This window comes from Coprococcus sp. AF16-5 (assembly GCF_003479365.1).
Taxonomy (GTDB): Bacteria; Bacillota; Clostridia; order Lachnospirales; family Lachnospiraceae; genus Coprococcus; species Coprococcus aceti.
On sequence record NZ_QUGZ01000002.1, the window covers coordinates 173,603 to 198,427 of the forward strand.

Annotated in this window: 19 protein-coding genes and 1 other annotated feature; of the genes, 2 read left to right on the plus strand and 17 right to left on the minus strand. The window is 45.5% G+C overall.

All coding sequences use genetic code 11. The annotated features are described in order from the left end of the window. Nucleotides 1-30: 30 nt before the first annotated feature. The 5 genes from DWW70_RS05790 to DWW70_RS05810 all read right to left on the minus strand — a co-directional run bounded on the left by DWW70_RS05790 (nt 31) and on the right by DWW70_RS05810 (nt 9,927). Nucleotides 31-339, minus strand: a complete 309-nt coding sequence (locus tag DWW70_RS05790; protein WP_117875111.1) for a rhodanese-like domain-containing protein — start codon at nt 337-339, stop codon at nt 31-33. Nucleotides 340-469: 130 nt separating this feature from the next. Beyond that, the gene (locus DWW70_RS05795) at nt 470-3,112 is read right to left on the minus strand and encodes a valine--tRNA ligase (protein WP_118649450.1); all 2,643 of its coding nucleotides are present in this window, start codon (nt 3,110-3,112) and stop codon (nt 470-472) included. 125 nt (nt 3,113-3,237) lie between these two features. Beyond that, nucleotides 3,238-3,454 (minus strand) — a binding site (T-box leader). Between the two features lie 61 nt (nt 3,455-3,515). Beyond that, the gene (locus tag DWW70_RS05800; RefSeq protein ID WP_118649451.1) at nt 3,516-4,352 is read right to left on the minus strand and encodes a hypothetical protein; all 837 of its coding nucleotides are present in this window, start codon (nt 4,350-4,352) and stop codon (nt 3,516-3,518) included. A gap of 7 nt (nt 4,353-4,359) precedes the next feature. After that, nucleotides 4,360-6,327: a DUF5716 family protein gene (locus DWW70_RS05805; RefSeq protein WP_118649452.1), complete on the minus strand. Its 1,968-nt coding sequence runs from the start codon at nt 6,325-6,327 to the stop codon at nt 4,360-4,362. A gap of 33 nt (nt 6,328-6,360) precedes the next feature. Further along, nucleotides 6,361-9,927: a DUF5717 family protein gene (locus DWW70_RS05810; RefSeq protein ID WP_022217545.1), complete on the minus strand. Its 3,567-nt coding sequence runs from the start codon at nt 9,925-9,927 to the stop codon at nt 6,361-6,363. Between the two features lie 186 nt (nt 9,928-10,113). On the opposite strand from DWW70_RS05810, the gene DWW70_RS05815 reads away from it, so the two are divergent. Continuing rightward, nucleotides 10,114-11,184, plus strand: coding sequence for a pyridoxal phosphate-dependent aminotransferase (locus DWW70_RS05815; protein WP_117875107.1), 1,071 nt, complete (start codon nt 10,114-10,116; stop codon nt 11,182-11,184). 55 nt (nt 11,185-11,239) lie between these two features. Beyond that, entirely contained in the window at nt 11,240-11,881 is a 642-nt protein-coding gene (locus DWW70_RS05820; protein WP_022217543.1) for a phosphoribosyltransferase, read from the plus strand. Nucleotides 11,882-12,006: 125 nt separating this feature from the next. Here DWW70_RS05820 and DWW70_RS05825 read toward each other — a convergent pair whose 3' ends face one another. From DWW70_RS05825 to DWW70_RS05880, 12 genes are all read right to left on the minus strand, one after another. Beyond that, complete coding sequence (locus DWW70_RS05825; protein WP_117875105.1) at nt 12,007-13,578, minus strand: extracellular solute-binding protein; 1,572 nt, start codon at nt 13,576-13,578, stop codon at nt 12,007-12,009. Next, the gene (locus DWW70_RS05830; RefSeq protein ID WP_055146251.1) at nt 13,575-14,366 is read right to left on the minus strand and encodes an ABC transporter permease; all 792 of its coding nucleotides are present in this window, start codon (nt 14,364-14,366) and stop codon (nt 13,575-13,577) included. Before DWW70_RS05830 ends, DWW70_RS05825 begins: the two co-directional genes overlap by 4 nt. Next, nucleotides 14,366-15,166 (minus strand): ABC transporter permease, encoded by an 801-nt coding sequence (locus DWW70_RS05835; RefSeq protein ID WP_004850757.1) that lies wholly within the window; start codon nt 15,164-15,166, stop codon nt 14,366-14,368. Before DWW70_RS05835 ends, DWW70_RS05830 begins: the two co-directional genes overlap by 1 nt. Nucleotides 15,167-15,180: 14 nt before the next feature. Then, a complete protein-coding gene (gene potA / locus DWW70_RS05840; protein ID WP_004850758.1) occupies nt 15,181-16,629 on the minus strand; it encodes a polyamine ABC transporter ATP-binding protein in 1,449 nt (482 codons plus the stop codon). Between the two features lie 33 nt (nt 16,630-16,662). Next, nucleotides 16,663-16,887 carry a hypothetical protein gene (locus tag DWW70_RS05845; RefSeq protein WP_015534264.1) on the minus strand — a complete coding sequence of 75 codons (225 nt, stop codon included), beginning with the start codon at nt 16,885-16,887 and terminating at the stop codon, nt 16,663-16,665. 636 nt (nt 16,888-17,523) lie between these two features. Beyond that, the gene (locus DWW70_RS05850; protein ID WP_118649453.1) at nt 17,524-18,417 is read right to left on the minus strand and encodes a hypothetical protein; all 894 of its coding nucleotides are present in this window, start codon (nt 18,415-18,417) and stop codon (nt 17,524-17,526) included. A gap of 52 nt (nt 18,418-18,469) precedes the next feature. Continuing rightward, on the minus strand, nt 18,470-19,597 hold the full coding sequence (locus DWW70_RS05855; RefSeq protein ID WP_243017684.1) for a M20 metallopeptidase family protein: 1,128 nt from the start codon (nt 19,595-19,597) through the stop codon (nt 18,470-18,472). A gap of 26 nt (nt 19,598-19,623) precedes the next feature. Then, nucleotides 19,624-20,406 (minus strand): TraX family protein, encoded by a 783-nt coding sequence (locus tag DWW70_RS05860; RefSeq protein ID WP_015534268.1) that lies wholly within the window; start codon nt 20,404-20,406, stop codon nt 19,624-19,626. Nucleotides 20,407-20,720: 314 nt separating this feature from the next. Further along, nucleotides 20,721-22,178, minus strand: coding sequence for a glycoside hydrolase family 32 protein (locus DWW70_RS05865; RefSeq protein WP_118649455.1), 1,458 nt, complete (start codon nt 22,176-22,178; stop codon nt 20,721-20,723). Between the two features lie 22 nt (nt 22,179-22,200). Beyond that, nucleotides 22,201-22,374, minus strand: coding sequence for a hypothetical protein (locus DWW70_RS05870; RefSeq protein ID WP_227135321.1), 174 nt, complete (start codon nt 22,372-22,374; stop codon nt 22,201-22,203). Between the two features lie 118 nt (nt 22,375-22,492). Then, complete coding sequence (locus tag DWW70_RS05875; protein WP_118649456.1) at nt 22,493-23,167, minus strand: V-type ATP synthase subunit D; 675 nt, start codon at nt 23,165-23,167, stop codon at nt 22,493-22,495. Nucleotides 23,168-23,451: 284 nt separating this feature from the next. After that, complete coding sequence (locus tag DWW70_RS05880) at nt 23,452-24,822, minus strand: V-type ATP synthase subunit B (RefSeq protein WP_118649457.1); 1,371 nt, start codon at nt 24,820-24,822, stop codon at nt 23,452-23,454. Between the last annotated feature and the right edge of the window lie 3 nt (nt 24,823-24,825).

The window sequence follows — 24,825 nt, forward strand, 5'->3', positions numbered from 1 at the left end:
CCTGCCCTTTCTGTGGGTTGTATATTTGTTCTATCTCTGTCTTGTGAGCGGGCCTCTGTACTGCGCCAGGCCTCCCACCGTGTTGATAACTCTGTATCCATCCTCGCTCATGATGAGCGCAGCCTTCATGCTGCTCACCCCATGAGCACAGTATACCAGCAGATATTTGCTTTTGGGAAGAGTATACTCCCTCGCTTCTATCAACTCAAATGGAATATTTACCGCCATGGGGATGTGTCCCTCCAGAAATTCATCGCGGTCCCTGACATCCACTATTATGCCGCCCCTTGCAACAGCTTCACGTATGATGTTACGTATGGGAATACTTGTGAATCCCATTTCTCCACCTCCTTCATACCGACAGAAAAACCTCTTCTGTTATATGATATGAAGGAAATGTCTCATCGACACAATAAAAACGAAGATCCCGGCAGGCGAAAAGCCAATTCCGTCTGTCGGGACCTTATAATTACTTCTTAAGCTGTGCAAGACGCTCGGCAACCTGCTCAGACATCTCAGTGTACTTGGCAAGCTTTGCCTTCTCCTCCTCAACCTTTGCGGCTGGGGCCTTGTCAACGAACTTTGGATTTGCAAGCATTCCTGATGCACGCTTGATCTCTCCGGCAAGCTTAGCAGCCTCCTTCTCAAGTCGCTCGATCTCCTTGTCGATATCCACAAGCTCCTCAAGAGGAATGTATACAGCGGCATCGTGGATCAGTGTTGATACTGCATTCTCATCGATTCCTGTCTTGTCCTCCTGAACGTGTACCTCGCTGGCATAACCCAGTGTGGCAAAGAAGCTCTTTGATGACTCAAATATATGTCTCACGTCCTCCTTTGCAGATACGACATATACCTTTGCCTTTCTGCTAGGTGGTACGTTCATTCCTGTACGAAGGTTTCTGATGGCACGGACTGCTGCCTTGATAGTGTCAACAGCGGCCTCGTCAGCCTCAAAGTTCCACTCGTCTGTGTACTCAGGCCACTTGGAGATCATGATCGACTCCTCCTCGTCCTGAATGTTGCAGAAGATCTCCTCTGTGATGAATGGCATGTATGGATGAAGAAGCTTAAGTGCCTGGATCAGAACTGTCTTAAGTGTCCAGAGTGCTGCTGCCTTTGTCTCATCCTCATCGTTGTAGAGACGAGGCTTAACCATCTCGATATACCAGTCACAGAACTCCTCCCAGATGAAGTCGTATACCTTGGATACAGCGATACCAAGCTCGAACTTCTCCATGTTGTCTGTCATCTCTTTTGCAAGTGTGTTGACCTTGGACAGAATCCAGCGGTCAGCTATTGTCAGGTCAGACAGCTTCACATTTGTGAAATCTGCCTTCTCCATGTTCATCATGATGAAACGTGTTGCGTTCCAGATCTTATTTGCAAAGTTTCTGGAATTCTCAACTCTCTCCCAGTAGAAACGCATGTCGTTTCCAGGAGCATTTCCTGTTATAAGTGTCAGACGAAGGGCGTCTGCACCGTACTTATCTATAACCTCAAGCGGGTCAATACCATTTCCAAGTGACTTACTCATCTTACGTCCCTGGTCGTCTCTTACAAGTCCGTGGATCAGCACATGCTTGAATGGGCTCTTGCCTGTCTGCTCAAGTGCTGAGAATACCATACGGATTACCCAGAAGAATATGATGTCGTATCCTGTTACAAGCACGCTTGTAGGATAGAAATACTCGTACTCCGGAGTCTTGTCCGGCCAGCCAAGTGTTGAAAATGGCCACAGTGCTGATGAGAACCATGTATCAAGTGTATCCTCATCCTGTGTAAGGTGTGTGCATCCGCACTTTGGACATACTGTAGGAGTCTCACGGCTGACGATGGTCTCACCGCACTCGTCACAGTACCATGCAGGTATTCTATGTCCCCACCAGAGCTGTCTTGATATACACCAGTCACGGATATTCTCAAGCCAGTGGATGTATGTCTTGTCGAACTGCTCAGGCACAAATGAGAGCTCATCTGTCTTGATGATGTCAAGAGCTGCCTGGCCCATCTCCTTCATGCGGACAAACCACTGAGGCTTGATCATTGGCTCTACTGTTGTCTTACATCTGTCATGTGTTCCTACGTTGTGGCTGTGCGGAACTACCTTTACGAGAAGTCCCAGTGCGTCAAGGTCTGCCACCATCTGCTTTCTTGCCTCGTAGCGGTCCATGCCTGCATACTTGCCTCCGAGCTCATTTATGGTTGCATCATCGTTCAGTATATTTATCTCCTCGAGGCCATGACGCTTTCCAACCTCGAAATCGTTAGGGTCGTGGGCAGGTGTGATCTTTACACAGCCTGTTCCGAACTCCTTGTCAACATATGGATCTGCGATAACCGGGATCTGTCTGTCTGTAAGTGGCAGCTCCAGCATCTTTCCAACTATATCTGTATATCTCTCATCGTCAGGATTTACAGCAACAGCTGTATCTCCGAGAAGTGTCTCAGGTCTTGTTGTTGCTATCTCGACAAATCTTCCAGGCTCCCCAACTACAGGATAGTTGATGTGCCAGAAATAGCCGTCCTGCTCCTCATGGATAACCTCTGCATCTGATATGGATGTCTTACATACAGGACACCAGTTGATGATCCTTGAGCCCTTGTAGATGTAGCCCTTCTCATACAGTCTCACAAATACTTCCTTGACAGCCTTGGAACATCCCTCGTCCATGGTAAATCGCTCTCTGTCCCAGTCCGCGGATGAACCCATCTTCTTGAGCTGGCTCACGATACGGTTGCCGTACTCTTCCTTCCATGCCCATGCATGCTTTAAGAACTCCTCACGGCCGATCTCTTTCTTATCTATTCCCTGCTCCTTCAGCTTCTCTGTAACCTTGACCTCGGTTGCGATGGCTGCGTGGTCTGTACCAGGCTGCCACAGTGCTGAGTAGCCCTGCATTCTCTTGAATCTGATAAGTATATCCTGCATGGTATTGTCCAGGGCATGTCCCATGTGGAGCTGTCCTGTTACATTTGGAGGTGGCATTACGATCGTAAATGGCTTCTTGCTCCTGTCAACCTCTGCGTGGAAATACTTCTTCTCCTCCCACTTTCTGTAGAGTCTGTCCTCTATCTGGGAAGGATCATATGTCTTCTCTAACTCTTTCATCTCATTCTTCCTTTCTATTGTTACTGATTTCTTACTGTTTGATAAATCCGGACCGGACTTTTTACCCCGGAGCTTTCTTATTCCCTATGCACTGCACAAAAAAACCCGCTCTCCGGACATTCTGTCAGAAGGGCGAGTAAATATTCGCGTTACCACCTTGTTTTGTATCTCATCTTATCCTATAACGGGAACGCCCCGGCATGGCTTATCCTTGTTAATTATCTTTCAGCCATGCAGCTCAGAAGCTACCTTCACAAGTCTCTGTCAGGAACGGTCTCACAGCCCACGAACCATTCTCTCTGTCTGACTCCACATGCTACTCCTCTTCGTCACAGCATTTGCATATATCTTCTTTATTCATTGTGATAGTACAACATAGGCTGGCTGTACGTCAAGCACAAAGTCATCCTATCTGGTTTCTGAACTGATCCTTGAGTGCACTCAGGATGGAATTCATACGCCTGTCATAGTCCTCTATGTCGCCGTGCATTCTGTTGTACACAGCCTTCTGGACTTTGTTGTATATGGACATCTCATGTACATCCTCCTTTGAATCAGCGATCTCGTTCATCAGATCGTCCAGGAATCCGGCCGGCATACCGCGCTTTCTTATCTCCCTCTGGAGTGTCGCCGTGTCCACCGTCACCGCCATTACACAGAAGTATTCTATCAATGACTCATTGTTCTTATTCAGCGCAAATGCTCTGATGAAAGCATCCTTTGCCTCCTCAAGCTGAAGATTGCCCGACAGCGCAACGCCTTTGTTGTGATATATATTTCCAAGGAACTCATCGTACTCACCATGTGACTCCTTGTACTCTATGATGTCATCGTATATGGCGTCAGCCTTGATGTAATGCTTGTACATCATGTAGCTGTCAGCTCTCTTCTTGTCCAGCTCATACGGCTTGAGAGTCCTGATCCTCTTGCACTCGTCCATGAATTCCTTCACTTCATCCTTGCTGTAGAACTCACCAAATGTAAGTATCTCCACCATGATATCCTGGATATACGCATTCTTGGCATTGAGCGCGTCTATCTTGTCCGCAAGATCCTCCATGTCTATGGCCGTTCTCAGCCAGTTGCTGAGTCTGTCCGCAAGGTCGTCTTTACCTATGAGCACCATATTGTTGAATATGTAGTAGCACAGCTCCTCATATGAATATATGGTTATCTTCGTATTGAGGAATGTGTACGGATTGTCCGCTGTCTTTGTCTTACAAATAATAATTCCACTCATATGTGTATCACTCTCCCGGATCAAAATGCTGTCCTCTGAGGTATGACGGGATGCTGAACGCACTCTGCTCATACTCATCGGAATCTTCGTCATCCAGATCCTCTTCATCTATGGTTTCTTCATCGTCCGGCTCTGACTCGTCGATCTCAGTCTTGCTGTCATCTGCATCGTCTGTAATGTCATCTGATTCTGATTCGTCATCATCTACCTCATATGCAGCATCCACAGATTTCGTTTCGTCATCATCTACCTCATATGCAGCATCCACAGATTTCGTTTCGTCATCATCTACCTCATATGCAGCATCCACTGATTCCGTTTCGTCATCATCAATTTCATCTGAAATGTTCTCAGGATCAGAGACCGCATCATCTTCTAACTCTTCAGCCTCCGTCATATCCGCCGCATCGTCGTCAGTCTCTTCCACAACATCCTCTGCTTCCGTTCCGAAATCATCCGGCTCTTCCACAGGCTCCGGCTCCACAGGTGACGCTGTTCCGTAATATACCACAGGCTCTTCATGTACCTCCGGCTCGGCTTCCACCGTCTTTGCATTACCATGCTCCACCGCCTGATCTTCGCCTCTCAGTTCCTCGGTGTCACCCATGCGTATCCTGAGCTCCTCTTCCCTTCGCGCTGCCTCAAGCTTCTCCGCATGCTTTCTCCTGATGGCTTCTATGTCAAATTCTTTTCTGTATATCTTATTTGTGGTAGGATACAAACTTCCAAATCCAAGATCACGGATGACTATCGCGCCCTTATCCGCACCATAATACTCCACGGATATCGACAGCTTTGTCGTCTTCTTTGGTCTCGCCGGAAGTCCGTATATCTCCACAGTCTCCCGCCATTCTTCCTCAGTCAGTATATCCTGGTATACGATCTGTATCCTTCTTGTGTTGTCGAGGAATACCTCTATGCTTCCGCGGGTGTTGAACCACTCAAGCCCGCCGTATGCTATCGGCCAGAACGTCTTCTTCTCATCCATGAGATTTATTCCGATATTTGTCTTGACCGTCTGCTCCGTATCTATAAAATATCTGCTGAGCGCCTCCGTGTACACACCGCCAAGCGATCTGTAACATGCACCCTTTGTATATATATTCTGTCCAACAAATACCCTTCTGCCCTGACACAGAACCGCAGCCGACTGCTTCATCCAGTTGTCAGCAAATCCTATTCCCGTGAGGAATACAGAGGATATAAACACCTGTGACATACATTCCTTAACTATATCCGCAAATGCCTCATCCATATCCTCATGGTATTTTCCAAATCTTTTCATGTTCATCCTGTCATGGAAGTTCACATGCTCAACGGTCACTATCAAAGGATATTTCCTTGTCATATCTATCCTGTAAAAATCCAGCCCGCTCCTGCCGAAATCAAACAGTCCCACGCTGTTATTCCTGAGCGGCTCAGGCTGTGCAAATATATAGCACAGGCCACTGTCCAGATGGCTCACTATATTAAACTGGTCATGGGTCAGACGGAGTGCCGACTTAAGTCCTCTGACTGCAGCTATGATGCGCGGATCTGTGTCAGCCACTGTGACTGTCAGTTTCTTTATCACAAAACCCTCAAACTGCTCGGTAAACTGTCTTATATGCAGTATCATCATCTTCACAAGAAGATCTCCCGCCTTATAATTACGCCCCGCAACTTCTATATTCTCATTTCTCAGGGTACACTCATACACCTGATCCACAACCGTTCCATTTTCCTCGAACCTGCAGGCTGAAGCCTTCGCCCCTGCACACCAGCCAGCCAGATCTATGAACTTGTAAGCTTCACTCTGTCCGTCATCCGTCTTTTTGTTGTACGCGCTGTAGAACATGATGTTAGGGAGCATATATGTATCCCTCGCCTCCTTGTGGTACACCGATTCCGGCTCCCGCGTGTCAACATTATAATAACTAAGCTGTGTATATTCCGGGCCAAGATCCAGACCCAGATATAACTGTGTGTCAGACATAAATTATGCCCCTCCTTGTGAAAAATCAAAAAGTTAAAGCAACATCAAATTGGCGTCGAAGAAATGGCTGTTGTACAGATATGTGTCCATTGCCTGTATGAGCTCATGGTCATTTCTTGTCTCCTGGCTAACCAGCATGCTATTGATAAGTTCAAAGCTGCTGCTTCCATCCTTATGGAATGTCTCATTTTTGAGTATGTCGCTCTCAACCACGACTGAAGTTCCAACCACTCCATCGATGGAGTAGACAAGCGACTCTCCGTGGAATACGACAACTTCCTTAACATACACTCCCGGAATTATCTCATTCATCCTCTCGGATTTGTAGTTTGCCATACTGCTGCTCTCCTGTCCAAAGCTGTAGCTGACCCATACCTGCTTTCCGCTTTCACCCTTGAATATGACATATGTCTTGAATCTCATATCCCCTGGCAGCTTTACGATCGACTCAAATTTTCTGAAGAACGGAAGTATCTTGCTGTATTCTATAAACTGTTTTACATTTGCCTTGATCCATTCCTGCTGCTCCTCAGTGTATCGTCCACTTCGGTTGCTAAAATAATACAGCAGGCTCATTCTGGATATCTCGTCCTTTATATTGCCCTTGGCGATCTCCTTGTACAGATCCTCCATTATATATGAAGGGATCTTCTGATCCTTTATAAAATACTGGTGCGCGCAATATCTGAGGAAAGCTTTCACCACCATGCCTCGGCTGCGGCCGCGATAGTACACCTCAAATATATCGTATATGGACTCTATATATCCGTCCGCGAACATCATCTGTGCGAGTATGTTCTCAGACAGCATATCAATATTTCTGTAATTTGAATTGACCGACTTGAAGAGATTTGCCATCTCCTCGAGTGATCCGTTGTAATTGTTGATGAGATATGACAGTATCTTCTGTCCGGCGTACCCTCTCCTGTATATATACACGCATATGGATATGAGCAGCCTGCTCTCATCGTATCTCTTGTCATCGATTCCAAACTCGGCTATCTTGATCAGCTCATCTATATCCACATCCACATAGCCAAATCTGTACATTCCCTCAAATGCATTCTCATACATATCCAGAGCTATATAATATGTATTTATCCTGGAAGCATATGAAGGATCCACGTAATCCAGATCTATCTTGGACAAATATTTTCCGAGAATGTCCGCATCGAAATTCTCATGATAATACTCAACCATATGGGTAAGCGCTTCCTGTCTCACCCTGTAGCTCACCTCAGGGCAGAGTGCGATATCTCTGGCAAGATTTATCTCCTTTGCATCCCTGTGTGTAAATATATCTATATCGTTGTAGAGGAACAACAGGTATCTGTAATCCCTTGGACTGTACTCGTGACAAATGTCCAGATAGCTCCTCTCGTCTACGATTCTCTCCATTCTGTACTGTACGGTGCTCACATATCTGCCGCCGTTGTCATCCAGAAGTGTGACTATGGCAGACGGCGATATTATCTCTACATATGCCTCACCATTAACCACCGGAACCTTGACCTCTCCGCCAAGCTCACTGTGGGATACCAGTATGTGTGTTATATTCTCATTATCACACACGAACTTTCTCTTGAATATTATGTTGATGAGCTTTGTGGCAAATTCCGGTTTCACCGTATCAGGATCAAGGAATTCATCGTATATGACTGTCAGGTCATCGCTCACATTCCCCTGAAGTATCATCTTCTCCATAAAACGCTCAATGGCAGGGACAAAATCCCTGTACACAGACTTCTGGTTCTCCTTGTTCATGATGACATTTGCATATATATACGCCAGCTCCTCGTCCGTCAAAACGTTCTTGTAACTGAAATATCTGAGTATGGCCTCAGGTATCTCATCGTAGTGGTTTTTGTCCATGCTCCTGATAAAGCATTCATTCAGACCAACATACTTGAGATCCTTGTCCGATGCGTCACTGTAATATCTGTGATAACACGGATCGTACATCTTATTCTTGATCAGTATTCCGCAAATGGCATCCAGAGTCGTCCTGTCATGCCTCATATCGTATATCTGCTCAAGCATCTTAAATGCCTGCTCGTCAAAATCCTTCTGTCTCGAAGCAGTCTTGACAAACTCCACGATGACATCCTCTGAGACAAATTCATTTCTCATGCCCCATCTGAGGGCTGCGATCTCAAGCGGTGCGATCTTCTTCATCATGAGCGGCTGCTTGTTGAACATGTCGCATATCTCAAAGTATATTACCGGACTGTTTACACCTGAGTTAAACAGCTTCTGTATATCCTCGTAGAGAACCCATTTGTCCTCTGTATAATTCACATCCACAAATAACAGTATCCAGAAATAGAACAGCCTGTTCTTGTCATTTGCCTCAAATCTTTCTCTGACCATGGCAGCAGTTCTGTCTATGATGAACTTCTCCCTGCGCAGAAGCGACTTCAGGTAACTGAGATAACACTTCTCCATGTCCTCCATGCTGGTGAAATTGGCGTCCGCATCTATTCTCAGGAATTCCTGCTCGACAAATTCTGTGTGTCCCTCCAGAATCTGCATATGAAGCAGTCCCAGCCTGTACATTCCATACTCCGGTCTGTATTTTATAAGGGTATTCAGGGCATCCCTGGTCTCCGCTATGTACTTCTTCAGATCGATCTTGTCCGTTCTGAAGTCAATATATGCACGGATCAGAGCCTCCTCCGCCCTCTTGATGGTGAATCTCGTCTGCCTGCTCTTTGGAGTCATCTTGATGACCTCAGGCTTTCTGATGCTCACCTGTATTCTCATATTCTGATACGTGTTCCATATATAAATGTAACCCGATGACTCCCCATCATGGATCTTCTGCGGATCTATGAGGAAACTGAGGTCAAATGTGTTGCCATCGAAGCTGTTCCACTTCAGCACGCTGGTCTCAGGTATGAGGAAATCGCAGTCCGATGCTATCTTGGTATTCGTGTAGCCCCAGGTGTTCTTGGTGATCGTAACCGATGCCCTGACCAATTCGGATGGCATCTCAACCAGCAGATCGTTCTGAGCCACGGACAGTGTGAGTGCCCTCTTCTTGTGTGTATACACAAGGAATTCCTCCATGGCCTGTCCTATGGACAGTGACATTCCCAGTGTGTCATACACCCTCTGAAGCTTTTCATCCCTGCCTATAAAAGTGCGCACAAAATCCTCGCTTCCGAATATCCTTATGGCATCCTCCCAGTTCTCCTCTGCATATGCTGCAAACTGGAACAGATCCTCGAGCTTCTTACCCTCGACCTGAATATATGGCGCGACTATAGCTATATGATAAGGGATGATAAACTCTCCCCCATCAGTGATTATATTTATATGACCCTTGAATGATTTGCCTTGCTCGATTCCTCGGGCGTCAAATGAATAGCTGACTCTGTTCTTCCTGCCCACAAATGTGTGACTCTTGAAATCCAGTATATAGCGGCTGTCGTATACCATCAGTTTCACTGCACAACTGTTTGAAGAATCCACTGTAAACTCTCCATCATACACAGTTCCCGCCTCGATATTCAATTCTATCTTGCTGACTGATATGGCTACCGCTGGTCTGTCAACCTTAAACTCACCACGAGCATACTGTTCAACTATTCCCTTCATCGTCTGGTCTCCTGTATCTATTTCTATTGTCTTTTTGTCAAAAATCACTCATAGTGGTTGTATTTGAAGCTTCCAATCGGTATAATTGACAAAAAGACATATATTCAGATTATAACAAAATATTGTCTCTTTTTAAACAATATATACAGAAAAATAACTTAAAACAACTGAAAAAGGGGTTTTTTTATGAAAAATGGGGTTATCAATCTAAAAACAGAGAATCTCCTCAGTCAGGTCGAAACTGTTCGTGCAGATCTTAACATGAATCCACTGGGAGTTCCCGAATCTGTTACTAAAGCTATTGCGGACAACATGAGTCAGTTATCAGTATACCCTGATCACAACACAAAGAAATTAAAGGAGGCCATATCCGCATACTCCGGAGCAAAGACAGACGACATAATCGTCGGCGGCAGCTCCTATGAATTTGTCAAGATACTGTGCGAATTTACCTCGCCTAAGAAAGCTATCCTGATAACACCTGGAGCACAGAATTACGAAAAGCTGCTCTCTATGAACAGCTGTGAGATAATCTACTACTCCACACCTGAGGAGGAGGATTTCACCCTCGACATCGCAGATTTTATATCGAAGTTGTCAGAGGACATCGATATTATATTTATATCGAATCCTAATGGTACAACATCACAGATAATCGATGCAGAGTCTTTGGAATTTATAGCCAAGATATGCGATGGCAATAACATAACCATGGTCGTTGACGAGGAATACATGGATTTTGTTGATGATCTGGAGAGTAATTCTGCCATTCCTCTCACATCGGAATACGAGAATGTTATCGTGCTGCGAAACACAACGAAATTTTTTGCAGTTCCCGGACTCAGGCTGGCATATATGATCACATCGAATCCTGTTCTCAAGAAAACACTTGAGATCACCGGACTGCCATTTGCGATAGGCAAGCTTGTGGAGGCCGCCGGAGTCGCCATGTTCACCGACGAAAAATACATTGCCGAATCAAGAGAGCTCATCAGAACCGAGCGCAACCTTGTGTACTCGGCACTGTCCACCCACAAGTCGATCAAGCTGTACAAACCGGCCGCCAACTTCATACTGATCCGTATCCTGAGGGATGCTATTTCCGCGGGTGATGTGGTGGATTACTGCATGCCAAAGGGTCTTTATATACGAAGCTGTGCTGATATAGGCGGACTTGACAACAAATACATAAGATTCTGTTTTATGAATCCAAAACAGGATGACCTGCTGGTCAACACCGTGCTGGAAATAGTCTAGGAAATTACTGTTTTATTTACAGACAACATAATAATAGAAAAGGAGAATTTAAACTATGGAAAACATGACAACCAAGATCACATCGTCTTATAACAATGCACTGGACATCAAAGTAGTTGACGGACATTTTGCAACTAACCATTCCCACATCAACAGATACATCGATATGACAACCATCAAAAGCAGAAGAAAGATGGCTCTCGCTGCTGCCAAATCCATGGCTACAGAGTATGTTGCAACAACGATCGTTGACACCATCGTCTGCATGGACGGAACAGAGGTTATCGGTGCTTACCTTGCAAATGCCCTCACAGAGAACGGTATCGTGTCCATGAACCAGCACCAGACCATATACATCATGACACCTGAGGTTCATTCTTCAGGCCAGCTCATATTCCGTGACAACCTTCAGCCAATGATCAAGAACAAGAACGTTCTCCTTCTCCTTGCATCGGCAACCACCGGCAAGACAATCAAGCAGAGCATCGAATGTATTGAATACTACGGTGGAAGCATCTCAGGAATATCAGCTATCTTCTCAGCTACAGACGAGGTTGCAGGCCACGAGGTTCACTCTCTGTTCAGCAAGAAGGATATCGACGACTATGCTTCTTATTCCGTTGACGAGTGCCCTATGTGTAAGGCCGGCAAGAAGATAGAAGCCATTGTCAACAGCTATGGTTATTCGATGCTGTAATACCACAGAAACAACACAACCTTTCCCTCGCCGCTCACATAAACTAAAACGGCTGCCTCGATGGCATATGGCCTTTCTTACCGAAAACCACACACCATCAAGGCAGCCGCTTATTTTATATTATTCTATTTTCCAAGATAAAATTTCTTTGACCTTTTATGATATACGATCACTCCGGCCAGTGCACCGATCACCGCTGCCACAATAAACCATGCCCATATCGGCACATCTTTGATATTGTAGCATCTGATGTTGATCCACATCTGGTTGATATCCTTGGTGGCATCCTCATCGAAATACTCCATGACCGCACTTCTCTCTATGGCGTCCTGTGACGGATACTGAGCCCCAAGCTGTCTGTTGACCTGTTCCGCAGGAGCTCTGAGAACGTAGTCAGGATCTGAGTTGTCCCCTGTGAAGAAATATCCAAGTGGATAATCAACAACATCCTCCTCGTCATCTTCTGCACCATAAGTGTAATCCAGATAAGAATATACCGTATCGTCATCCCCACCTGCTATGACTGAGGTATAACCAATGTAATACATGTTGCGGACTGCATTGTCAGGTCTTGACACAAAGTTGATAAACGCCTCGGCCGCCTGCTTTCTGTCAGCGTCACCGTCTATTCCATTTTTCAGCATGACCCATCCGTCAAAGTACAGATTTGTGCACTCCTCAGGGACCGCAAAGTCAAGCTTCACACCATCCTCCTCAGCCTGATCCATGGCATAAACTGCATCTCCTGACCACTGGTAATTCGCGACAACCTTTCCTGTTATCATGTCTGCCTTACCGCTGTCAGTCTCAAATGAATACACATTATCCTTTATGTCCTGAAGAAGATCCTGTGACTTTGCTATAGTCTCAGGACTGACATCGTTCATGATATCCTTGAGCTGCTCTGAGTAATCATCCTGAGCCCTGAATTCAGTGTCCATCAGCTTGTCTCTCTGCAGTGCTCCGACTGCGGCAAAGTAGGAATCTCTGACATTGTCTTTTATGGTGATCTGTTTTGCAAACTTAGGGTTGTTGAGGACTGTCCATGTTCCCGCCTCGTCAGCAGTCATCTTCTCCGGATTGTACAGAATTCCCGTAATTCCAAACATGAAGCCAGCCGCATATTTGCTCCAGGTCTCACCATTTATCTCATGAGTCTCAAATGTATCTCGAATATATGGCGACACACCATTTATATAATAATTCTTGTCGTTGTTCTCATCGAAAAAGCCATCAGATAAAGGCTCAAGCTTGTTCTCAGACATAAGCTTCATGATCATGTACTCCGAAGGACATACAAGATCATACACATCGCCGAGAGTCAGCATATTATAGAGATCCTCATTGGTGCCGAAGCACGAATACTGAACATTCACCTTCACACCATAATTCTCGTAATACCAGTTCTCGAAATCCTCCACCATGGAATTCTCACCAAATATAGTTGTTCCATTGTCCAGTTCCAGGGCTTCGTCTTCATCCCAGCCACCCTCGTCAATGTACTCTTCCCAGCTGCACACCCTGAGAGTGACCTCTTTTTCAGTAGCAGATGCGCCGTCACTCTTGACAGAAGCAGCATCTCCTATATCCTCCGCTGCCATTACCGGCAGCATCTGTCCGGCAAGCAATGAAACAGCCATGACTGCTGCCGCCAGCTTTCTGGAAATCGAACGTCCAAAACATATATGTCTTATCATCGCTCCACCTCCTTCTTTCTTCCGGCCACATTCATAGCCACAACGATTATGACAACCAGTGCAAAAATGACTGTTGAGAGCGCCCACAGGGCTGTCTTAACTTCCGTCTGTGAACCCTTTGTCGCATTTACAACGTAAGTACTTATGGTGTCAAATGTCGCAGGCTTGGTGTATGTCGCGATGAAGTAATCATCCAGTGACAGTGTAACAGCCAGCGCAAATCCCGAGATAATACCCGGAAGTATCTGAGGTATCACTACCTTTGTGAGTCCCTGGAAAGGTGTAGCTCCCAGATCTAACGCAGCCTCATACAGACTGCTGTCCATCTGCTTGAGCTTTGGCACTACCGACAGATATACGAAAGGTGCCGACAAAACCACATGGCCGATGACAAGCGGAACATAGCTGTCCTTGCTCATGCCGAATGCAACTATGAGCAGTATACATATAGAGAAACCTGTCACAACATCTGCATTTACAACAGGCACCTCATTCATGGCATTTATCGATGCTGAAGCCCATTTTTTTGAATAAAAAGCACCTATAGCACCGAGTGTTCCTAGAATGGTTGCTATCAGTGCTGAACCGGCAGCCAGAAGAACAGTTCCAACGATCATTGACCTCAGCTCATCTTTGGTGAACAGAGTCACATAATTGTGGAGCGACCATCCGTGAATGCTTCCGATATTTGCCGATGTCGTAAAGCTGTACACAGCCAGTATCAGTATAGGCATATATATGAGAAGCAGCATAATGCATATAAATATAATCTTAGACCATTTCTTCATTATAACAACGCACCTCCTCTGCTTCCACCGTCGTCATCCGTGTACTTGTTTGTCACAAGTGTGAATACAAGTATTATCACAAGAAGGACGAGTGCTATCATGGAACCGCCGTTCCAGTTGTATGCTGAGAAGTAGCTTCCTATCAGACTACCCATGATGTATGTGCTGTTGTAAAGCATGTCAAGCACAACATAGTTAGTCATAGATGGTAAAAATACCATAACTATTCCGCTGACGATTCCCGGAACGGTGAGCGGAAGTGTGACCTTGACAAATGTCTGGAAGCTATTTGCCCCAAGATCCACAGCAGCCTCCATAAGACTGCCATCAAGCTTCAATATGGTTGTGTATATAGGAAGTATCATAAATGGCAGGAAATCATATGTCATTCCTATAACCGAATTGAGAAACGGGTGGAATGCCAGATTGCCCTCTATAACCGTGAGCACTTCCTTGAGTGCTGTGATCCTCAGTGTGAAGTTGATCCACATCGGGAGCACGAACATCATGACAATTACCGATTTCCTTTTCATCTCACTTCTCGCAAGTATATATGCGATCGGATATGCCAGCAGCAGACACACCAAAGTAGTCGCTATGGCAAGCAAAAAGCTGTATGCCAGAGTACCTATGGTGTTCGGGCTGGTAAAGAATCCCGTCAGATTGTCAAATGTAAACCTGCCCTCGCCGTTGGTGAAGGCATAATAAATAATTACAAACAGTGGTGCAACTACAAAGCATATGAGAAATAATGCGTATGGGATGCCCAGCTGTTTTCTTGAAAAACGTAAGCCGTTCATGTTCATCCCTCCATCTACCTTTTAAGTGAAAACTTCATCTTATCCTCTGGAATTATCAGGCTGACTCTGTCCTCCATGTTCCACAGGTACTCGTCATCCACGATAAAGTCCTCCTCATTGTCAGTTCTCACCACATAGCTGTAGTGGTCTCCCTTATATATAAGATTGATGATATGTCCGCAGAGTATACCAGCTTCCTCGTCATCACTCATGTCGATATCCTCTGGAAGTATAGATACTATTACCTTGATCTTCTCACGGTCTATCGCCTCACCATTTGCATCCACCAGCACGCCATCCTTCATGGCTGAACCCGGAACGATCTCCGTGAGGTCACATGATACCTTACCGTCAAATACGCCGAGGGCATAATTTCTATTGACTGAGCTCTCAATCTTGTTGATTGCAGTCTCCGATATCATGATGTGTATTCCATCAGGTTCAACATTGAGGCCAACCTTGTCTCCAACCTTGGCGGACTTTGTGGTCTGAATAACTATCTCATTTCTTCCGGACTCAACGGTGATCTCATAGTGTACACCCTTGAACACAACAGATGTCACAACTCCCTTTACAGCGCCCTGTTCAGGTGTAGTGATCATCACATCCTCGGGTCTTACTACGGCGTCCACCTTTGTTCCAATCTCCACGTCATCCAGACAGACAAATTCTGCACCACAGAATCTTACCTTTAACTTGCCCGTCATAATTCCGTTGAAGATGTTACTCTCGCCTATGAAATCCGCAACAAATGCATTCTTTGGCTCATTATATATATCTTCAGGAGTTCCTATCTGCTGTATCTCACCCTCGCTCATGACAACTATCTTGTCTGACATGGTGAGTGCTTCCTCCTGGTCATGTGTTACATAGATAAAAGTGATTCCCAGCCTGTCATGCATTCCCTTGAGCTCTATCTGCATCTCTTTTCTCATCTTGAGATCCAGTGCGCCAAGAGGCTCATCCAGAAGAAGTATCTCTGGCTCATTGACAAGAGCTCTCGCTATAGCTATTCTCTGCTGCTGTCCACCCGAAAGCGTGGCGACTTTTCTGTCCTCAAAGCCCTCAAGGTCAACCATCTCAAGGACCTTCTTGACCTTCTTCACGATCTCTGCCTTAGGAAGCTTCTTGAGCTTGAGGCCAAATGCTATGTTGTCAAAGATATTCAGATGTGGGAACAGCGCATACCTCTGAAAGACCGTGTTGATAGGTCTCTTATTTGGTGGAAGCTTGCTGATATCCTGTCCATCCAGTAATATCTCTCCTGAAGTAGGAATCTCGAATCCTGCTATCATTCTAAGTGTCGTGGTTTTTCCGCAGCCTGAAGGGCCTAAGAACGTGACGAACTCGCCTCTCTTCACTTCGAGGTTAAAGCCGTCAACTGCTGTGAATCCATTGTCATAGGTCTTGACAATGTTTTTCAATTCAATGATATTGTTGGAATTATTGTTGTTTTTTTCCATTTATTTCCTCCTTAAGTATCGTGACATACTCCGTCACTTACTTACAGTGCCCCAACAAAGCGCATTTGTCATCTGCCATTCCAAATGGACGACAAGAGCGACCGCCCCGCCGTCAGCGGACAACAAATCCACGCTCCATGTATCACTGCTGTATATCTCACCAGCCCGGGGAGCAAATAACGAAAAGCCTATCTGATAGCTCTCCTCGCATGAGCACAACTTTATCTTGCCCTCATACTGTCGGGGAATCAAAAACATGTTAAGAAAAAACCCCTTTATGATACCGGGTGATGGCATGGATCACGGTTAGTAGCCCTATCCACCTGCCTCTCCATGTCGAGATACATTTTAAGGCACGGTATCCAGGGTAAAATAGCTAACAGACTTCCTATTTTTCCCAAAATCCACGAAGATCATTCTGCATTTTATGCAGAAAAATCGACCCTGTCTCCAAACATTCCGCATATTCGCGGCTGCATCCCTGCAATTTGAAACAAAGTCGATTTATTCTAACATATAATCATTGGTAATGATATATATTTTCATTTAATTCTTTAACAAAACAGGTCGTTACCTGTTATTTCATTCTGAACAATGCCGGAATGACTAAAGAGGCAGTCACATTTTACTGAATCCATCAAATCCGAATCGCTATTCAGATAATAGCTAATAAATTCTAGATCAGAAGTACCGCCAGCTGCACCAGTGCTGACAGCCATATGAGAACCACCAGATATATCTTTGCCGCTTTTGTCATGTCGAACCTCCACACACAATAATCCATCACTCTTCAGGACATGCTATGCAAAACCTCAGAATATTCTGCAACACATTCTATATTTATTTTGTTCAATAAGAGTATTTTTATGCCTGAGTTCGGAAGTTCCCACAGTATCATCTGATAATCCTTCTTTCCGTTTTCCCATATTTCCATGTATATACATACGTAAGCTTCATCTGCCCGTGCTCTGACTGCCATTCAAGATGTCCGTCTTTCATCCGAAAATCTATACCCAGCTTGTCCGTGTCTATCTCTCCTGGCTGGTATGCTCCATCTTGACCGTCACGAGATACATCGCTGATACCAGCGACCTCATGTCTCACCTTCTCAACATCCGCCTCCACCTGCGCTTTGGCCATGTAACCAGCCGCAGAAAACATAGCCAGATCAAAAATCACGGATACAAAGCCAGCCAAAAATACAGTCATTATCTTCTTAAACAGATAGGTTCTTACCTTTCTGTCATCGACTGGTTCAAGCCTTCCTCTATATCTTCTATTGTCAGACTGTCTATAATATACAACTGCCCCAGCCACCCAGAATACAGCAACAATACACAGGCATATTCCAGGAATCGACACTCCGGGGAGCCAGCGCCACCACCCTACATAATACTTTATGACCACCACTGCAAAACAAAGTGCACATGCAGCCGTGATACATGCTGATATCACGCTATCCCTGTCCCTTCCATCAACGATGCAATAATCTTCTCGTTCTCTCGGCAGATTTTCCAGCACACAATTATATTTCCTTCTGTCATCTGGAACCTCATATCCGGCCTTGATCAGTTCTCTCAGGTACAGCCATGCGTCCAGGTAGGCAAGCCACAAACCAACCATAGGGCAAAATGTAATAACGCTGGTCACCATCATAACATCGCAAAATGTACTGACAATATCATCAAAAAACACACCACAGATCATTCCTGCAAGTGTAGGGACAGATACCGCCACCACAGCAATCAGAATTATACGCATTACGCGCCTGTCATATTTTATCTTCATACGACTTCACCCCATTTTTGAACATCAAATAACTTATTATCTCCTACCTGCACTACATCAATGCCAGCCCCACAAACATCTTAACTGCTGTCTCTATGATCTCATCCGGGAACTCGAATCCCGCCGTATGGAGCTGGGCATGATCCTCACCATCGCCTACGCCGAAGAATGCTCCCTTTGTCTCCTGCAGATAGTATCCGAAGTCCTCCGACCACCTCATCGGCTCAGCAAGTTCTGTAACCACAATATTCTGGTCAGCAGCACATTTTCTAAGTTTGTCCACATTCACAGCATGATTTTCCGTTGCCGGGAACCGCTCTATCTCCTGTATATCAAGGGTGAAGCCCCCATCGTCCGCAGTATTTTGTGCAATCTGCTTTATCTCATCCACATACCCGGCAAATACCTTTTCTCTCTCAGCCCTCACCGTCATGCGCAGCGTTCCTTCTGATGCAGCCACACCGTAATTGGCACTTCCAATATCCATTCCGATGAGCGTCATCCTGACAAATCCCCTGCTGCGGTTGTACTCCTCCGTAAGCTTCTCTATCTCCAGCAACAGCCTGGCAAGCGCAGGTCCCGGATTCTTTCCCGCCTCAGGATATGCCGCATGGCTGGCTGTCCCTATCATATGTATCTCAAGCCCCGTTGATGCGCATGCAAATGTTCCATCTATCGTCAGCACATGATTTCTCGGATATCCCGGTATGTTATGAAGTCCATAAATCTCACCTATATTCTTCTCAATTATAAGATCTCTGCACAGCCTTGCCCCGGCACCGATCTCCTCGCCGGGCTGGAAAATGAAATAGACGTCCCTGTGTGTATTTCCGCATTTTTCCATTGCACGGGACAGCCAGGCCGCAGCCCCACATAATATACTGCTATGTCCATCATGCCCGCAGTAATGTCCCGGCTTTCCATCCTGCCCACACACTGCATCCATGTCTGCCCTGAACGCGATCGGCGATCTTTCTTCATCCCCTATTCTGTCATAAGAAGATTTCAGCACCGCATAAAACCAAGCACCTCTATCCACGATCTCAAGGTCAGTATTCTCCCTGAGAAACGCCATGAGCACCGCCTTAGTCTGCATCTCATGCATCGAAGCCTCAGGAATGCTGTGAAGCCTGCGCCTGAGGTCATATATCTTTGTCATCAGCTCTTTGTCAATTTCCATAATGCCTCCGTGCTCCTTCTCATCTATCACAGCCCAAGACACATCCTTATAATACCGAGTATCAGCATATGCACTGGATAGAACAGGTAATTCACCAGCTTATTCTGCCTGCCGCGCTTGCCATTGTATGTCAAAGTCAGTCCAAACCCCAACAATGCCCACGGTTCCTTGAACATCGCCAGGTAGCAGAACGGTATTGCAATTGCGGACTTTTCATGAAATATATACAGGAAATATCCTATAAGTATGGCGTGGTAGTCATAATCAACCGCAAGATTCATCGATATAAGACACACTATGGCAACTATCGGTATCGTTGCTATAAACCATACTGCCTTGGGAAGCTTCTCCATTTTTTTCCTCAGCACATCAATGATCCATATCATTGCCAGCACCATCGCCAATGTAAACATAATATTATTTGCATTCCATTCAAAGAATACGCCACTGGAGAACATGTCATAAGGGATCTCAGATATCACGCCAAATATAAGCAGCATTCCAAGATACTTCCACTTGTTTCTCGTATGAAAATATCCTTCCACCAACATATATATGAATATCGGGAAAGCTATCCGCCCCAGGACATCAAATACATCACTTACAGCCGATATTATTCCACCATCCAGATACGGATACAGCAATGTCTTATTCGTATGATCTATGAGCATTGAAATGAACGCTATATACTTAAGCTGTGCTCCGGAAAGCAGACCTATTCCGTTCAATGTTATTTTTCTGCACGTTTCACAAGTTGCACCCTCTGCCTGCTCAAAGTTATTTTTTATTTTATAATTATGAACTTTCATGCAATTTCTCCTTTGTTTTCCCAACATTTACTGATGTTTTAGTCCTAATAAGTACAGTAGTCGTTTTTAGGCCCCCGCACTTATGCACTACCACACTTTTCAACAGTGTTTTCACTATAAGTATAACATAACTGCATTGAATAACAGAGCTTAACTTTTTTTCAATACGCTTAAATTTATGACATTGCGCATTTACATGTAGTCAGCATATTTGCTGGATAAATAAACAAAATACCAGTCTGCAAAATCAGATGTTTTTCTAATCTTTGCAAGCTGGTATTCGATCACCCTCTGTGTCAATCTGAGCATATGACCTATATGTTCAGATCGTATTTCTCCACCTCAAGTTCCACACATCCGTCAGTTTCAAATACAATAGCCCGAGCATTGCGCGGTGTATATATAACTGTAGACAGCACTTGTTCTCCATCATTTACAAATATCTCTATGGAATTCCAATCCATCACTATTCTCATTTTTGAAAGTCCATTGCCATTCTTGATTTTGACCTTGCGCACACAGTTTGTATCACGTATCCATCCCGCAAATGTTCTGTCTATCTCAAGCATTTGTGCTCCCGGGGTATAGCTGACATTGGTTTCATGAATCTCATTCTTTGCAAAGTGCATTGTAAAATGTCCGCATTCAGCTTTCTTTATATCAACTGTCATATCGATAACTCTGCCGTTAATGCCTTCATATGTCTTCTCACCACGCAAAGTATCATTAACTACCAGCTTGTTCTGCCTGTATCCACAAAGCTCTCTGACCGGAGTCTGAATCAGCTTGCTGTCAGAGATCATTAGTTCTCTTGGAACTGCCATCATACATGCCCACTTCTGTCCACGTGGCAGCGTATTTACGCTGTCCCAAGACTGCATCCAGCCAATCATCACTCTTCGTCCATCAGGTGTTCTTATAGTCTGTGGTGCATAAAAATCAAATCCACTGTCCACAGATACCGCTTTTTCATACTTGAAAATATGTTTCTCTTCATCCACATCGCCTGTGAAGAATACCACGTTATTTCCATTGTGAAACTCTCCATCTGCTGACATGTCCTGTGGGGATACTATAAGCACCTTATGTCCATCCATCTCAAAATAGTCTGGGCACTCCCACACTGCGCCAAATCTGCCTGTTTCATCCTTTGCAAATACTGATTCAAATTTCCAGTTGTACATATCATCTGAAGAGAACAGTACAACCTGAGGGATTCCATCATATGTCCGGTTTCCAGCCAGCATATAGTACCTGCCGTCCGCGTCCTTCCAGACCTTCGGATCTCTGAAATCAGCACGGCTGCATTCCTCCGGCATGATCTTCCCATCAACAACAGGATTGCTGGATATTTTTTCATAACTAATTCCATCGCCTACAGCCATACACTGGTTTTGTATAACATTCTTAGTTCCATCAGCCAGTTTTTCCTCAACTACTCCTGTATAGAACAATACATGCTTCCCGTCATTCTCTATAGCAGTTCCTGAAAAGCACCCAAATGAATCAAATTCCGAGTCTGGCGCCAGCGCAGTTGGAAGCTCTTCCCACTTTATGAAATCCTTTGAACTGGAGTGTCCCCAGTGCATCGGTCCCCACTCCGTGCTGTATGGATGGAACTGATAAAACAAATGTGCCTTTCCTCCATATAGGGAAAATCCATTAGGGTCGTTTAACCAGCCCACCGGAGTTGTAAGATGGAACTCCGGCTTGTCTGCTCTGTCTACTCTGTTCTTTTCTATATATTCATCTGCCTTCTGGCATGTATACATACTGTGACCTCCTTCTGTTTGATTAGATTGTTTTTTCGGTTGTGCTGTCAAAGAAGTGCAGCTTATGTGGCATGAATACGAACGAAACCTTGTCGCCTATCTGGCTTATCTCATACTTTGATACTCTTGCAACAGTCTTGCTTCCCGCAAACTGGAAATACAGATTATTTTCATTTCCCGTCCACAAGAAGATCACACCCGTTCTTCTGCGAAGGGATACAACCGACTAGTTCAATATTCAACAAAAAGATCAAACCGCCCACATCCCTTTATTTATCCGGGGTGTGGGCGGTTTTTACCAAAACTTCTGCTTTTTACTGCGCATACTCAAACTGATGCTCTTTGTAGTGATGAGCCTCCTCCAGCATCATGTCCTTGACCTTCATAAGTCTGACCTGAGTGCTTCGCTCATTCTCATCAAGCTTCATGCTTATATACTTTATGCCCTCCCGGGTCTCCGGGATAATGACATGCTCAAGAGCATTTACGCGCCTTCTGGTCTTCTCTATCTCCGCTGCAAGCATCTGGCAGGACTTCTCAACCTCCGCCAGCCTCAGCATATCAGGAAGTATATCCGAGAGGGACTTCACTGCATCATCCAGCTCTCCGGATGTAAATGCAAATCCATATGAATATATGTCATTTGAATTTGCGCTTTTCGTCTTATAGTCGTACACCGGAATGTCAACACTCATTACATTCCTGTCGCCAAGAGCGATCCGCACCTCCTGCTTCGGAGCCATGAGCGCCGTACTCAATGTCTGCTCATTCATCCCCGCCTTCGCTATTACGAAGTTGGTGTTGGCAGCTTTGATGCCAGCCTCAACCTTCTTTCTCAGTTCCATATTCTCTCTTGCCATGTCAAGGAACTGCCTCATCAGTTCATCTCGCTTATCCTTCAGGAGCTTATGACCTCTGGACGCCGTAACCAGCTTCTTCTTAAGCCTTGTCAGCTCCATACGTGTAGGATTGACAACCACATTAGCCATCCGTCTTCTCCTTTCTTCCAAATATATTTTCCAGTTGCCTGACATGTATTATAAAATCAACGTGCATATGGCAATTTCGAATGTTATACACTGAATTGTGTCCCCCTTTGCGGCATATATTGCCAATAGGGGGAATTTGAGGTCGCCGGTCCTTAGGTGACGCCGTGAAGGCGGCACCTTAGTACCGCTGCAGACCGAAATAAGCGGAAGCGACCCCCGGTTGGCAATATATGCCGCAAGAGGGGCCGAACACAACCCATATCTTTCGAAATTGCCCACGCCCTCTACTTTCCGTAATACATGTCAAGCCACTTGTCGTCGATACGTTTCAGCTCGCCTCTAGGAAGAATGGAGAGAAGCTTCCAGCCGATGGCCAGTGTCTCCTCGATACTTCTGTCAGTGCCGTACCCCTGGGATACATACTCCTTCTCAAATGCCTCTGCAAACTTTGCATATATGATATCTATATCAGAAAGTGCCGACTCACCCAGGATAGTCATGAGCTCCTTGGCATCCTTTCCTCTTGAATAAGCAGCAAATAACTGGTTCATGGTGCTGGCGTGATCTCCTCTGGTCTTGCCCTCACCGGTTCCCTTATCCTTAAGTCTGGACAGCGATGGAAGTACATCGATAGGCGGTGTGACTCCCTTTCTGTACAGCTCTCTTGAAAGAATGATCTGCCCCTCCGTGATATATCCCGTAAGGTCAGGTATAGGATGAGTCTTGTCATCCTCAGGCATGGTCAGGATCGGTATCATGGTGATACTTCCATTCTTGCCCTTCTGTCTTCCTGCTCTCTCGTACAGAGTTGCCAGGTCAGTGTACATGTATCCAGGATAACCACGGCGTCCCGGAACCTCTTTTCTTGCGGCTGATACCTCACGAAGTGCATCCGCATAGTTCGTGATATCCGTGAGGATTACCAGAACGTGCATGTTCTTCTCAAATGCAAGATACTCAGCGGCGGTAAGTGCCATTCTAGGTGTGGCGATACGCTCAACCGCAGGATCATTTGCCAGGTTGATGAAGAGGACTGTTCTGTCTATGGCACCAGTCTCCTTGAAGCTCTCTGTGAAGAAGTTTGCCTCCTCAAATGTGATACCCATGGCTGCAAATACGACGGCGAATGGCTCATCTGTTCCGCGCACCTTTGCCTGTCTTGCTATCTGTGCTGCAAGCTGGCTGTGCGGAAGTCCTGAAGCCGAGAATATCGGCAGCTTCTGTCCTCTTACCAGTGTGTTCAGTCCGTCTATGGCTGATATACCTGTCTGAATGAACTCAGACGGATAGTTCCTGGCAGCCGGATTCATCGGCAGACCATTGATATCTCTTCTCTCATCAGGAAGTATCTCAGGGCCGCCATCTATAGGTCTTCCAAGTCCGTCAAATACACGGCCAAGCATATCTTCTGATACGCCGAGCTCCATACTCCTTCCAAGGAATCTTACTTTGCTGTTTGAAAGATTGATACCTGTCGAGTTCTCAAAGAGCTGTACCAGGGCATCCTCACCATTTATCTCAAGGACCTTGCATCGTCTGATCTCGCCGTCCGCCAGCTCAATCTCACCCAGCTCATCATAAGCTACATTCTCAACTCCGTGCACCAGCATCAGAGGACCCGCAACTTCCTGTATAGTTCTATATTCCTTTGGCATAGT